The 13,788-nt window shown below is 43.2% G+C and carries 15 protein-coding genes and 1 tRNA gene; 6 read left to right on the top strand and 10 right to left on the bottom strand.

Features of this window, described 5'->3' with window-relative positions; genetic code table 11:
• Positions 1-12: 12 nt before the first annotated feature.
• Both V7O66_RS02180 and V7O66_RS02175 read left to right on the top strand, forming a co-directional pair.
• A complete protein-coding gene (locus tag V7O66_RS02180; RefSeq protein ID WP_406661351.1) occupies positions 13-792 on the top strand; it encodes an AAA family ATPase in 780 nt (259 codons plus the stop codon).
• Between the two features lie 16 nt (positions 793-808).
• Positions 809-1,171: a cupin domain-containing protein gene (locus V7O66_RS02175; protein ID WP_406661350.1), complete on the top strand. Its 363-nt coding sequence runs from the start codon at positions 809-811 to the stop codon at positions 1,169-1,171.
• 301 nt (positions 1,172-1,472) lie between these two features.
• On the opposite strand, the gene V7O66_RS02170 is transcribed toward V7O66_RS02175, so the two are convergent.
• Together V7O66_RS02170 and V7O66_RS02165 are read right to left on the bottom strand one after the other, a co-directional pair.
• Positions 1,473-2,045: a hypothetical protein gene (locus tag V7O66_RS02170; protein WP_406661349.1), complete on the bottom strand. Its 573-nt coding sequence runs from the start codon at positions 2,043-2,045 to the stop codon at positions 1,473-1,475.
• Positions 2,046-2,221: 176 nt separating this feature from the next.
• Positions 2,222-3,307 (bottom strand): tripartite tricarboxylate transporter permease, encoded by a 1,086-nt coding sequence (locus V7O66_RS02165; protein WP_406662532.1) that lies wholly within the window; start codon positions 3,305-3,307, stop codon positions 2,222-2,224.
• 237 nt (positions 3,308-3,544) lie between these two features.
• Here V7O66_RS02165 and V7O66_RS02160 point away from each other — a divergent pair, with 237 nt between their 5' ends.
• Both V7O66_RS02160 and V7O66_RS02155 read left to right on the top strand, forming a co-directional pair.
• The gene (locus V7O66_RS02160; RefSeq protein ID WP_406661348.1) at positions 3,545-3,673 is read left to right on the top strand and encodes a hypothetical protein; all 129 of its coding nucleotides are present in this window, start codon (positions 3,545-3,547) and stop codon (positions 3,671-3,673) included.
• 278 nt (positions 3,674-3,951) lie between these two features.
• A tRNA-Leu gene (locus tag V7O66_RS02155) sits at positions 3,952-4,031 on the top strand.
• A 194-nt stretch (positions 4,032-4,225) separates the two neighbouring features.
• Here the strand turns inward: V7O66_RS02155 and V7O66_RS02150 are convergent.
• From V7O66_RS02150 to V7O66_RS02130, 5 genes are all read right to left on the bottom strand, one after another.
• Positions 4,226-4,405 (bottom strand): hypothetical protein, encoded by a 180-nt coding sequence (locus tag V7O66_RS02150; protein WP_406661347.1) that lies wholly within the window; start codon positions 4,403-4,405, stop codon positions 4,226-4,228.
• A gap of 285 nt (positions 4,406-4,690) precedes the next feature.
• Positions 4,691-4,930 (bottom strand): winged helix-turn-helix domain-containing protein, encoded by a 240-nt coding sequence (locus V7O66_RS02145; RefSeq protein ID WP_406661346.1) that lies wholly within the window; start codon positions 4,928-4,930, stop codon positions 4,691-4,693.
• 151 nt (positions 4,931-5,081) lie between these two features.
• Positions 5,082-5,738 (bottom strand): hypothetical protein, encoded by a 657-nt coding sequence (locus tag V7O66_RS02140; RefSeq protein WP_406661345.1) that lies wholly within the window; start codon positions 5,736-5,738, stop codon positions 5,082-5,084.
• A gap of 75 nt (positions 5,739-5,813) precedes the next feature.
• Positions 5,814-7,301: a cohesin domain-containing protein gene (locus tag V7O66_RS02135; RefSeq protein WP_406661344.1), complete on the bottom strand. Its 1,488-nt coding sequence runs from the start codon at positions 7,299-7,301 to the stop codon at positions 5,814-5,816.
• Positions 7,302-7,314: 13 nt separating this feature from the next.
• Positions 7,315-10,890: a dockerin type I domain-containing protein gene (locus tag V7O66_RS02130; RefSeq protein ID WP_406661343.1), complete on the bottom strand. Its 3,576-nt coding sequence runs from the start codon at positions 10,888-10,890 to the stop codon at positions 7,315-7,317.
• Positions 10,891-11,329: 439 nt separating this feature from the next.
• On the opposite strand from V7O66_RS02130, the gene V7O66_RS02125 reads away from it, so the two are divergent.
• Positions 11,330-11,812, top strand: a complete 483-nt coding sequence (locus tag V7O66_RS02125) for a hypothetical protein (protein WP_406661342.1) — start codon at positions 11,330-11,332, stop codon at positions 11,810-11,812.
• Positions 11,813-11,908: 96 nt separating this feature from the next.
• Here the strand turns inward: V7O66_RS02125 and V7O66_RS02120 are convergent, their stop codons facing one another.
• Positions 11,909-12,103 (bottom strand): hypothetical protein, encoded by a 195-nt coding sequence (locus tag V7O66_RS02120; RefSeq protein ID WP_406661341.1) that lies wholly within the window; start codon positions 12,101-12,103, stop codon positions 11,909-11,911.
• A 341-nt stretch (positions 12,104-12,444) separates the two neighbouring features.
• Between V7O66_RS02120 and V7O66_RS02115 the strand changes: the two genes are divergently transcribed.
• Positions 12,445-12,594, top strand: coding sequence for a hypothetical protein (locus tag V7O66_RS02115; protein WP_406661340.1), 150 nt, complete (start codon positions 12,445-12,447; stop codon positions 12,592-12,594).
• A 60-nt stretch (positions 12,595-12,654) separates the two neighbouring features.
• Here the strand turns inward: V7O66_RS02115 and V7O66_RS02110 are convergent, their stop codons facing one another.
• Positions 12,655-12,825: a hypothetical protein gene (locus V7O66_RS02110; RefSeq protein ID WP_406661339.1), complete on the bottom strand. Its 171-nt coding sequence runs from the start codon at positions 12,823-12,825 to the stop codon at positions 12,655-12,657.
• A 298-nt stretch (positions 12,826-13,123) separates the two neighbouring features.
• Positions 13,124-13,750 carry a hypothetical protein gene (locus V7O66_RS02105; RefSeq protein ID WP_406661338.1) on the bottom strand — a complete coding sequence of 209 codons (627 nt, stop codon included), beginning with the start codon at positions 13,748-13,750 and terminating at the stop codon, positions 13,124-13,126.
• Between the last annotated feature and the right edge of the window lie 38 nt (positions 13,751-13,788).

Raw genomic sequence — 13,788 nt, 5'->3', positions numbered from 1 at the left:
AGATTTTTATTCATGGTAAAAATCGCAATTACAGGAAAGGGCGGTGTTGGCAAGACAACAATTTCCGGTACTCTTGCCCGCATGCTTGCAAGGGATGGATACGATGTACTTGCCATCGATGCTGATGCGGATATGAATCTTGCATCGTCCCTTGGAATAGACAATGCTCCGGAACCCCTTACCAACTACCAGGACCTCATTGAGGAGCGTGCAGGGGAAAAAGGAGGCATGTTCAAATTCAACCCGAAGGTTGATGATATTGTGGACAAGTTCGGCGTTGTGGGACCGGACAATGTAAAGATGCTTGTCATGGGTACCGTTGAAAGGGGCGGAAGTGGTTGTATGTGTCCTGCATCCGCATTCCTGCGGGCTTTTTTGCGCCATGTGGTCCTTAAGGAAAATAATGCTGTGATCCTTGACATGGAAGCAGGCATCGAGCACCTTGGAAGAGGAACAACCCGTGGCATAGACCTTATGATAATAGTCGTTGAGCCAGGCATGAGATCCATCGAGACAGCACAGAGGATCAAGGAACTGTCCGAGGGAATCGAAATAGCACACCTTGCTGCAATAATCAACAAGGGGACTTCAGCTAATATCAAACCTAAACTTGAAGAACTTGGCATTCCGGTGCTTGGGGAAGTGCCATACGACACTGAGCTCGTCGAAGCCGATTTCCAGGGACTGTCACCCATCGATGTTGGAGGAAAATGGGTTGATTCACTCACAAGCATCAAGAATAATATGCTTGAGATGATAGCAGGTTTTGAGGAAGAAGACAAAGAGAAATGAATCAAATATTGATGTTATGAAATTCAAGACCTCATGCCAGGATGTTACATCCTACATCACAAAAGACGGTTCATTGATCAAAGAGCTGATGCACCCTCTTGTACATGGTAATTTAGCCCAGAGCCTTGCTGAGGCCACCGTACCTGTGGGAAGCTCCACTGACCTGCACCGACACAATATTACAGAGGAAATATACCATATTTTATCGGGTAGCGGTGTCCTCACACTTGGAAACAAGATCATTGAAGTGCAGGAAGGAGATTCAGTATGCATCCATCCAGGAACCCCGCACAGTATTGAAAATACCGGGGCAAAGGATCTCAGAATACTCTGTTGCTGCTCCCCGGCATATTCACATGATGATACTGAGATTCTTTAATGGGACTGACATCCCATTATCATTGAAGAATTAATTCTCAAATATAGTCATCCAGATAAGTTGCCTTTCCTGATTCCACAGAGATCACGGTATTCAGCATTCCATCGTTGAAACTGAAAGTGTAATTTCCTGGCATTAATTACATTCCATCAGAGAACACATTCCAGCCACCTGAATAATTGTAGACAAGTTGTTTTTTTCAATGACAAAGAGCTTGATACCCCCGCATCTGTTTTTGAAGAAAGGAAGAAACGAGCCGGATTAAAGTATGATAAAGAAAAAGGATGGGTATTTAAAACACCTAATCCCGCCTGAACCACATAATTATTGAGAATACTAGTAACAGTGTCAAAGCTGAGAATCCTGGAGCTGAGGTGTTATCTTCTCTTTCTTCAATTGCTACATCTTCTGGCATCTCTACAATTGCTACATCTTCTGGCATCTCTACATCTAGCTGCACTTCCTCACTGGCAGGTCCAGAAAATTGAAAAGCCACGCCTACGTCCTGAATGCCTCTTTTCTGGGCTTCTGCATCATGTATTTTGTATATATCATCGATTGTGGTTTTGTTGACTTTTGATCCTTCCAAAAATTCAACTGTAAAGTATCCAGTGAAATCATATCCATAACTTATTACTGAGCCATTATTTGGATGGTGGTATTTTAACATTAGAGGAGCGATCTGTCTCAGGAAATCGTGCATTTGGTCTACATTTAATATTGTTTTATTTCCTCGTATCTCGATGACATTTGGACCAATTCCGGAATCTTGGAATTCATCAACATACTCTGAACCATCATTGTCTACCGCTGTAACGGTGCCCACACTTGCTAACAAAAATACAAATAAAACGATTGCTGTGTATGATTTCATGTATTCGCCTCATCGTAAAAAATAAAAAATCGTTTTTAATATTTTTCTCTTTTTCTTACTTAATTCTTTGTATTTTAGCTCAAGTTAATTCCAACGTCTAAAATACGTTAAAAATCATATACTGCTGCAAATGCAGCAAAGTCGATAGAATTTATATCGCCATCGTCATTAATCTGTCAAATAAAGTAAAGGATAACCGGCAGCAATATCACACCCATAGCATGACTCTTTCTGATTTTCAAAAATGGTGCAAGCATTCCCACGGGAGTTGCTACTATGAAGATCATCAAACCGAACAATCCGGTAAATAGGAGACTCATGATAGCAAGAACAGCGATCACGGTGTAAGCAAGCAGCGAGTAATCTATTTTGGAGATACTGCGATGGATGTTGTCCCCCAGGAAGATGGTTGAGAAATAGGAGAGAATTGCTGTCAGAGAAATAACACAGAGGAACAGAAGCATGTTGGAGCTATTAAGGGAAATGTCACCAAGCAATTCATTCACCGCAACCATGGCTCCATTCCTGGATCTGCTTATGACTGCAAGGGCAAATAGACCGAAGATTGCATTGCATGTATTGACACCTGATACCGAAACTATGAATTCCTTTGAAGGAGCGAGGTCTGTTTCATCATTCAGGCTGCGAATCGCATGAGATGGTTTTGAGAACTCCTGTTTAATGAACAGCCTGGCGAAGACTGTTGCAATGGACGATGATATTCCCGGCAGCCAGGCCACGAGTGATCCGGAGATACCGCCAACCATTATACCCCTGAATATGCGTTTTCTTTCAAGCTCTATCCTTGATGGGAGCTGAGCAGGTATTACAGGGTTGGAAAGCATGCTTATGATAAGCTGGGACGAGCCGAAAAGTCCGCTGAGCAGAGGAAGGAGTATGGATGGTTCACCCAGTGACAATAGTGGTTGCATCAGGTACTCCAGCTTGAAGGCGATCAAGCCCAGAGAACCGCTCACCAGGAAGACCAGCAGGGCATAGAACCTGCTCTTCCAGTGTGCAAGTGAACCCTGCCCCGGAACGAACTCACCTTTTTCGCTCACCAACATGATGAGAACCACCAGAATGAGTAGTAGAGCCATGTGTGACTGTATCAGTGGATACGCTAAACCGAACAATAAGGACATTGGAGCAGCGATGAGCAAGGCAAGGGCAACGGACCCTGCGCTTCCCAGTGCAGACAGACGGATAGCCTCGGAGCCCTTCCCTTCCAACAGAAGTGTGTGTCCTGGCAGGACTGCCAGAGATGTTTGGGTATAAATGGCAATATAGCATATTTTGCGAATTAGTTAACCCTTTTGGTTAACACATATTTTTTGAGTAAAGGAAAAAAGGAATACCTCTCACATGAGCTAATCCACGGTTTCCTCCCAGAACCATTAATCCATATCAGTATTCGCTGTAAACTCAGCATACACCGGATAATGGTCTGATACTGCCACAGTTTCGTCATACGTCAGGTTGTATTCCAGGTCAAACCTATGAACTCCAAAATCTCCTGTGAAATCACTGTGATCGGTCAGGATGATTCGGTCATAGGTGTACTCAGTTGCCTTTGTGGTGGTGTCGTGTGTGTCATCAATTACCCAGTAGTAGTCATCGGGGTCTGAGCTTGAATCTTCATCGAAGTACGAACCGTCAGCATTGAGATCTCCCAGGATAAGGTTAAATAATTATCCATATCGCACAATGCGCGTTTCATTTTGATTTCCAGCTTGAAAATTTCCAATTGAAATGGACAATATTTATATTTTGCCTATAAATTAAAACGCATATTAATGTATGTACTCTTGTGCACAAATAATGCCAAACTTGAAATCCCTATAATTTAGCATATCCCATAAATATATACTTGAAGGCTTTTTCTGTAAAGGGTAAAACTTAGTATGCTTGCCCAGCCAGGCCAAAGGCGATGGGCTTAGGACCCATTCTCGTAGGAGTTCGTGAGCTCGAATCTCACCTCCCGCACTATTTTATGGTGAGAATGCTCCCATCCTTTCCAAATCCCCTGAACAATGGACCCTCCACTTTCCATGTTCGAATGTAATTGGAGATAAGCAACGCAATGTCCGAGTCAATGCTCAGGGTGTGCCAAACACTGCGCTTCTTCACATAGAACTTAATCGTTAGGCTATGGAAGTCAATGTCCTCGGTCCTGATGTTCAGTAATCGCTAATCCTCCCACCAGTTATCCACATCATCTGAAGAAGAAGCTTGTTCCGCTCCTTAATCTGAAGGTTCCGTGTGGACTTTCGCTTCAGTTCATTATACTTCTTCTCAACAGCTTCCAACAGGACTTGATACTCATTGATTGTCAGGTGGTCGGTCTGTGTCTGCAACACTAAGTCCCTTGTTTGAAATGGAATAATTCCCGCCATTATTTCCCACGCTCCTTTAGTTTACAATAAAAAGAAATGTAAAGAAGTATATAAGTTATGTAGCTATTAGCAGAAGGGATTGATAGGGCAATAGTGGAAATCAGGTCCTTAATGTTTACATTTTATCTAATTTTGTAAAGGGTAATTTTCGAAGAGAAATCACTGAATTAATGTGGCTCTTTGGAGGATTTCTACAGAGCCGAATGTACATTAAGTTATAATGTTCATGTAGATTATGGAGTGGTCAGCTCAAAGTCCCAGGTCCTTTGCAATTTCCAGGAATTCTTTTCCTTTGTTGGTGGTCACATATATATTTCCTTTATGTTCGATCAGTCCTTTTTCCTCTAGCATAACAAGATACCTGTTGACCATATCAAAGTTTAGATTTGCACTGTAGACTATGTGCGTCTTCTTAGATCCTTCCATTGCAGCCTTTAATATTTCCACACAAATGGCAGTTCTGCTTCTTCTGATAATAACCACATCCACTAGTAAATCATCTAAATTTTGCGCAATGTAGTACGTTTACACCCATAGTCTTTGACATTGTTTCACTGCTGAATTCATAAATGAACGTTTATTTAATACCAAATGAATACAGCTGGAATGCTCCAATTCATCCCAGCGTTAACATCAGGTATCATTTTCTGGATTTATACATGTAAATTCCAATCACAGCTACAACAAGGACTATGCCTAAAACGACAATTGCATTGCTGCCTTGTGATGTGCTTACAGGTACAGGTTCACTCTCTTCTGCACCCAGATCGTCTGAAGTACTCTGAAGTACGGTTTCTTCCGGTTCATCCCGGACTTCCTCAGTAGCACTGGTAGTTTCTATTTCTTCTCCAACGCTAGCACTACTGAAACCTCCACCGCCGCCACCACTGCTGCCGGTGGTTGTTGCCTTTGTCCCAGCATCAATTACAGGTGCTGGTGAAGATGCAGTAAGATCTACGGATACTACGTCGCCAATATTGTATCCACTAAGGTCCAATGTCTGTGCCTCTACTCCATCCACATACATCGTGACTATTTTATAAATTGAACTAACTCCAAGCCTGTTGCTGCGTTCATCGCCAAAAAAGCCCTCATTAGTTACCGTTGTTCTAGCTACAGTATTCCCTTCAGCTACAACTGTGACTTCTGTGCCTGCAACTGCAGGATTTCCGTCAACCAGTAAGCTTCCTTCTAGTACGATAGGAGGCCCATTTGCTGAAACCGGCACTACCATAAATGCCAATAAAATGACTGATACTTGTAATAGCAATATACCATATTTTTTATTATTTATCATACGTCCCACCTTTGATAAAGCAAAAAAGCAGTGAGAAAAACTCACTGCAAAATCCTTTGGTTTCATGCGCCTCTCTCAGGCCAGTACACACTCCTCGTCCACGAATACATAGAATCCTTCGTACATATTCATGTCAAAGACATCAGTACCTACGTGGTTGCCATTGATGACACCTTCCACTCCGTTGTATCCAACAAATGCATACTCGTTTGTGGTTGGCATCCATGGTCCTTTGACCTTGGAATAGCAATCATCTATGGATGTAAGACTTATCTCAGCGGACAATTCTACATCTGCAGTGTGGCCAATAGCATTCCATCCTTCACAAAGTGTTAGGGATGCTGGTGTGGATGGTACCTGTGGTACCAGATAGTCATCATTTATGACAACAGATTCTGTCAGGTTGTTGTGTATCCAATAGGCTTTGAGTGGTTCAAAGTCAGTTGGCACTTCCATTGCACCTGTACATGCGTTATCATAGAAGATACTGTCAATCACACTACTATTGAAGTCCTGTAGTACATTGTCAATAGATGCGTTCTCGAGTGTCTCTGGGATAGATATCAGGCTCCAGCCTGGCATCAGTTCTATACCTTCAACTGGTGGTACTGTTGGCACGCTGCTTAGCTCTACAGTGTCATCAAATACATCCAGATCAGGCAGAGGAGCTGCACCATCTACAACTGTGACATCCTTAAGGTCAAGGTCGTAGAATCCATCAGCAGCACCAGCCTTTACCTCAAAGTGAATGGTAAGGAAGTCGCCAGCCTGTGGGAAAGGAGTAGCATCTGCAAGAGCAAATGATATCTCACCATCATCTGTCAGATCCTGGACGATAAACACATCTGTACCTTCAGGACCCATCAGACCATTGTAAGTAGCTCCAGTTACACTAAGAGCACCGCTGTGATACATCATGTCGAATTCCACTGCGGAAACTGTGTCATCCACTGAATCAAGTCCTACAACTGCATCAAAGACATCACCCTCACCGAATACACCTGGATCGGCTACGATCTGAACGAATGGGTCTTCTCCAGGAACCACTACGCCATCACCGATTTCTGCCTCTCCGTCGTTGATAACTACACCTGGCATGGCAGCGCCGCCATTCACAAGCATAACATCCATCAGATCAAGTAGGTATAGTCCATCTGCTGCACCCACATTTACTTCAAAGTCCACGGTAAGCAATGTACCGTCCTGTGTAGCAGGAGTTGCATCTGCGATAGCAAATGATATCTCACCATCATCAGCCAGATCCTGGACGATAAACACATCTGAACCTTGTGGACCCATCAGACCACTGTAGGTAGCTCCAGTTACACTGAAAGCGTTGTCATACTCCAAATTTAATTCCAGAGCTGAGAGAGTAGATCCATCTGAATCTACATTCACATCTACTGAAAAGACATCTCCTGGAGCAAGACCATCCACAAGTGCTGGATCAATGGACACTGATGGTGCTGCTGCTGCAAGACCAATGCCTACCAGGAAACATGCGCAAAATATTAAAAGGGAGGTAGTCGAAACCACCAAACCCCTCATTTTTTTATTTGTCATGATTGCACCTCGGTTAGAACTCATATGCTGCAGCGAACTGTGCAAAGTCAATGATGTCAATCTTGTCATCTTCATTGAAGTCGAAGACAACATTGTATTTCTCATCGCCTACTGCAGTGTTGTATGCCTGGGCAAACGCTGCGAAGTCAATGATGTTGACAGTTCCGTCACCGTTGCTGTCACCCTTCATCTCATCTACTACTGGAGGTAGTGGTTCAGCTCCACCGTTCATGTAGATACCAGTTCCATCAGTTGGATCGAAGGTGAACATCATCCTTGGATATTCTGTTGGGAAGATAGCAGCATTGTTACAGTACACTGTATTAGGTGCTGTGAATGAGCTGGTCAACAGATAGTCACCGTTTCCGCCTGCATTTGGAACATCCGGGTAGACAAATTCCTTGTAGAAGTCTGGCATTGTATGGATGTGTAGCCACTTCCAGGATTCAGGTGCCTCTACTGTAGCAGCAGGAGTTGTACCGATGCATCCTTCTCTGAGTATTTCCAGGAGGTTGGTGTGGAACCTGTCCTCATAGTCCTTACCAGTGAAGTAGATCTCAGTTGCTGGCACGTCAACGAACATGCGTTCTGCTACTGTGTCGTATGCAGAGCCGATGTACTGGTCATGATACCAGAGCAGGTCATCAGTTGCACCGAAGTCACGGTATTGTCCATAGTAGCATTCCAGGTATTCATTTGGTGTCTTGTGGTTTTGAACAACGTCAATGTCATCGATCATAATGTGGTTCCCGTTGAATGGTGGGAGCACTGGTATGATCTCATTGTTGTCAACCATTTCCTTGGTTACTGACAGGTCGTTCAGCTTGACATCCTGGTGTTCTGGTATTGGGTTCCTGATTGTAATGTACTTGACACTATTCTCTTCAGGACCATATATCATTGCAACAGCATATTCTGCACCATCTACGAAGAATGACTCACCTGTGTGGACCAGACGTGCGACACGGATCAATACCTTGCTGCTATCTGTGCTGGTACCAAAGATCTGCATTACCCATGGTTCATAGAAGTTTGGTGTACCCATGCTTACGGTGTGACGTCCTGAACTCAGTAGTCCCTGCTCGACATCTATGGAGTGTAGACCTCCAATCTGTTCTGGGCCTGGGTATGTTGGGTTCTGTTCGTTGTTACCGTTGTAGAATACCTTTACAGCAACTCTGTCGATTTCGCCCTGTCCATCGTAATAGATACCTTCGATCTCTACAATGTGGTCAAGGAACTGTATCCTATCACCAACAGCGAGTGCGAATATCTCAGAGCCGAGGGCAACGTCCTTTCTTCCATCACTGTTGAAGTCAGAAACTGCCATCAGGTATGTCGGGTCATCCTTACCGTCATAGTTAATGTCGAAGCTGTCAAGACCGACCTGGTTAGCATCGTTGTCTGCAGCTGGGAACCAGAAGTGTGTCCAGAATGAATAAGTCTGCCTTGGATCAAACGGTCTACGTGGGGTTCCATCAGGTGTTGCCATACCTCTGGTTGGCTGGAAGTGCTTGTCAACGAACATGTAAGTGTACTCATTCACGACATCCTCCCAGATGTACTTGTTTGGCTCATCAAGCCATACGCGACCTGTTGGTTCATCGTATTCAGGAACGAACCACTGTCTGAAGAATACCTTCTCGTGTGAGTCCTTGTTGTCCACAACAATTCCTGCCTTGATCTTGGCTGGATTGAGTGTTACAAAGTCCTTCTTAGGTGCTTCTGCATTCAATGGGTCAAATGGTGCTTCAGGATCAGTGTATGGGAATGCTGCATCCATGTTGTTTTCACCATAGACTCTGAGTCCATTGGTTTCAGTGTCTATTTCGTTAACATAGATATCTTCTGCTCCTGTCTCCTGGTCATAGGCGAACACAAGTCTCTGTGGCTGGACAACATTTTCAGGGTTGCAAACGAAATCTTCTTTCAGGCATATCTCTGAGTTCTCTGCTCTGAAGGAACTTGTGAACAGGAAGTCACCTGTACCATCATCTGCATCAGGCAGTTCTGGGTAGACAAATGTCTTGTAGAAGTCTGGCATTGTACGGATGTGTAGCCACTTCCATGCTTCGTCGCCTTCAACATTGCTAAGTTCTGCACCTTCATCGAGCATCTCGAGCAAGTTGGTGTGGAACCTTGGTTCAATATCCTTGGCGGTGAAGTATATAAGCAATGGATCGACATCGTAGATCTTACGTTCTTCTACTGTGTCATAGTCATAGTGGATACCTATGGCTTCATACCATTCACCATCTGGTGCAGCTTCATTCTTTATTTCACCATTGTAGAATGTGTCACATAGACTAACAAAGGTGGCTGCCTCATTAGACTCAGGAAGGTTGATGTCATCCACCATTGTGTGCACCTTGTTGAATGGTGGCAGCAATGGGAGATACTCGTCATTGTCAACCATTTCTTTGACAATTGAGAGGTCATTAAGTGCGACATCCTGGTGTTCTGGTACTGGGTTCCTGATTGTGATGTACTTGACTGAGTCATATTCAGGACCATAGATTGCAGCAACATCATATTCTGCACCATCTACGAAGAATGTCTCTCTTGTGTAGAGCTGACGTCCTACTGTCATCAGAACCTTATCATGGAATACGCCTGTAGCTTCAATCTCGAGGAACCATGGTTCATAGAACTGTGGACCGTTCATTGATACTGTGTGACGTCCTGCGCTAAGGCCATCCCAGCCTTCAACGTCAACGGAGTGCAGTCCACCGATCTGCTCAGGTTCATCGTTACCAGTGTAGTATATATATACAGCAACTCTGTCAACCTCACCCTGTCCATCGAAGTAAATACCTTCGACTTCGACAATGTGGTCAAGGAACTGTACTTTGTCACCGACTCCTACACCCAGAAGATCTGAACTGATCTGTATATCCTTGTAACCATCGTGGTTGAAATCGCCGACCTTCTTAAGGACAACCATATCGTCTACACCATCGTAGTTGATATCGTAGCCATCAAGACCGATCTGTGCATCGTCATTGTCTGCAACAGGGAACCAGAAAGTAGTCCAGTAGGACCTTGTTGGGCTCTTTGCGGTTGCAGCTCTTGGCTGGTAGTGCTTGTCTACGAACATGTAGGTATAATCTGTAACTACATCTTCCCAGACGTACTCATTGTGGTCTGGAATCCACTCACAACTTATTTGTGGCCAACTGAATAAATCAGCATTGTCCTCAGTTATGAGTTCTTCTGATGTCACGCCATCTCTTACGATGGTGCATCTGAAGTCATCGAGCCATACCATACCGGTTGGTTCGGTGTATTCAGGTACGAACCACTGTCTGGCAAATACCTTCTGCTTGGAGTCGATATTGTTTGCAACAATACCATCTTCCATTAATGCAGGATTAAATGTAACAAAATCTTTCATTGGCGATTCTACATTCATAGGATCGAACGGTCCTTCTGGATCAGTGTATGGGAATGCGGCACTGTATCCATTTTCACCATAGATCCGCAATGTGTTTACTTCGTGTTCATCAGCACTTGCAGTAGCTGCTACCATAAAAATTGCAATAAGAGCAATAGCAACTATTAAAATTTGGTGCTGGATCTTTACTTTCATCCTTAAAATCCTCCTTTCTAGCCATACCGACTTCCGATACCATCAAACATGACTTCGTCTCCACTCGTTTAATGCGTTTAATGATAACAAAGTAAAGCTGCCTTGGACGTACCCACTGACAACCCCAGATAAAGATTGTATGTTAGAAGTTATAAACTGATACGGAATAGAGATTCAGATAATTGTTCTAGAACAAATGTTGCGAACATAGTTACGAAACAATGTTACTGAACAAATACATCGCACTATTTCTCCGGGTTATAGGTAACTCTGTTTTTTGTACGCTATTACCAACTAGGTGCAAAACCGACAAATCGATTTTTAAAACAGTTCATACAACATCACTTTGAAAAGATACATAAAGACTTCAAGTCAGTTTGAAGTTTAGGTATAACCTAAATAATAAAAAATCCTAGTGGAATGCAAGGAGTAAGAACCTATGCTAAATACACAAAAAATACTGGCTTTGCTTTTCATATGTACTTTAGTCACAGCCACCCTTTTAGTATCTGGCTGCACTGAAGCGGTGAATGATGCAGAAGATATGAACAACGAAGAAGATGATACGATCCCGGATGGGGATGACACTGAATACATCGTCCGTGATGCTATAGTTGATGATATCCAAATCATTATAATGGAATCATTCCCGTTGCAGGTAAGTGTGAATGCTGTAGGAAACCTTCCTGACGGATGCACTGTCATCGATGAGGAAAACATCAAGGTCACAAGGGATGGAAACACCTTCGATGTAGCCCTGAAGACCAAAAGACCAGCAGATGCGATCTGCACTCAGGCACTTGTATCCTTTGAAGTGAATATCCCTCTGGAAGTGTATGGTCTTGAAGCGGGTGTCTATACAGTGAACGTGAACGGTGTGACGGATACGTTCGAGTTTACTGTTGACAATGTTATTGATTGAGGTTCTGGTGAAACCTCATTCTTTTTCAGATTATTTCTTCTTCAGGAAACACTCCAAGTCTCACTCTGATAAAGTCGTACATTTCCTGTGCGATATCTATATTACAGCAGCGTTCCAACCCATCTTCTTCCAATCAGTATAAGAAATACTGAGTATCTTTTGCCTAACATCCTCTGAATCCTGCCTTTCAACAGCATACTTAGGCTTAATAAACTCAATAGCCTTCCTCTTACCAACAAGATACTGAGCTAGCTCTCTAGTTTTCAGTAAAAGAACGTAACTCCAGATCATTGATTTTCCTCTGGGACTACTCATAATTTTAATGCTGTTAAATTTTAATGTGTAACAATATATTTTGAAACAAAGATGCTAAATAAGGAGGAAACATACTGATTATTATGGGTTATTTGGGAGTGACTCATCAAATAGGATATTCGGAATTATATCAGATTAGAGAAGAGACATCTATATGGGTGGTAGTAAAGATGTCTCTTTTCTACGCATTGTTTTTGACTCTGTGGAAACCTATCAAAATCAAATCACAGGTTAAAATGGTCAATTATCAGCAATAGCAGAATGTGGGGGAAATAATCATGAACTGTATAAGCTGCCTATATTGTAAATCAATTAATTTGTTCACAAAATGCGCAGGTGTTTCCGGAAGATGTCAGGCTGGCATATGTCACTACTGCAGCCATCCTGAAAACAGAAATCCAGTACCTATCATACCAAACGGTGCTATAATGCTGGATACTTGTCCTGTTTCCCAGGGTACTGAATGAATGTGCAATGTTCCATTTAAACAAACTCTTATTTGTCTCGATAACAAATAGTTACCTTCTTCACATTTCCAGCCTTAGGTTCAAATTCCCTTCCTTTACTTTTTTCTTCAAATAAGCCAAAGCACTTCTATGTTTTATTCCAATTTCTCTTGCCTCCTCAGGAGTTAGATTCAGGATAAAATCATAAACTGACTTTTCGGTGATGAATTCTTGAGCCTTCTTCACATCCAACGCCTACTCATCAATATTATTTGCTTCCTTGCCGATATACACACATCCTTTAGGCTTCAGATATCTTCTTTGTAGAACTCCAATATCCCCTTTAAATTTGGGAGTCAGAACCAATATCTTCTGCTTGATACATTCTCAGCATTCTTCTTCATATAATGCAAAGTTCCTTTATTATGGGTAATCGGAAACCCGGTTTATGTTCGTCTGGCTTTTCATATCCTCATCCCACCACTAACACCAAACCCAGCTGAGAACCTCGGCACACTCTTCCTCGGCTTCTCCGGGGGCAACAGTTCAGTCAAAGCCCACACCAATGCATCCACTCGGTCAGGACTCTTCCCTTCTCCCGGAATCCAATCACACATCTGATTCTCAAGGTATGCTCGACCATTTCACCACCATTGTTTGTTTCCCCGACTACCCTGTCAGCATTGTGTTTGTTGAAACTTGAAATTGCCTCGTGGGCCCACTGCCTTGGGGATAGATGACATGTGTAATCGCCCAGGATATACCCATGCTTGTTTTTGTCAATCCCTGCAACGATGATGCCTGTGTCATCTGAACCATCCTTAGAGGTGGCTGCAGGATCCACACCAACAACTACTCTGATTAGGTCAGGTATCTTGTGAACACGGTTATCATCAATGTCCTTCCTCTGCCAAAGTGCATCGGGATTGTCGTCAAGGATTTCAGCATTCAACTCCTGTCGGCCTAACCTCGTTCCTTCATACTTGCTGATGATGATATCCACAAATGCAGGGGCAAGATTCGATACGTTATCGTATGTACTGCCTTTTGTGACAGCTGTTACAGGATTCTTCAGGATATCCTTCACCAAGGGAATTGGTCTTGGTGTGGTGGTGATTCCCAGCATCAGTTGATTTATTTGTGTATCAAATGTGGCCGGGTTTATCTCGGATGCCATGTGGGAAAGTCTGGGCTATCAGTATAAAAAGGAAAGTT

Origin of the sequence: Methanolobus sp. ZRKC3 (genome assembly GCF_045291275.1) — an archaeon.
Classification (GTDB): Archaea; Halobacteriota; Methanosarcinia; order Methanosarcinales; family Methanosarcinaceae; genus Methanolobus.
The sequence above is the reverse complement of the archived record's forward strand: the minus strand, read 5'-3'. Positions and strand labels throughout refer to the sequence as shown.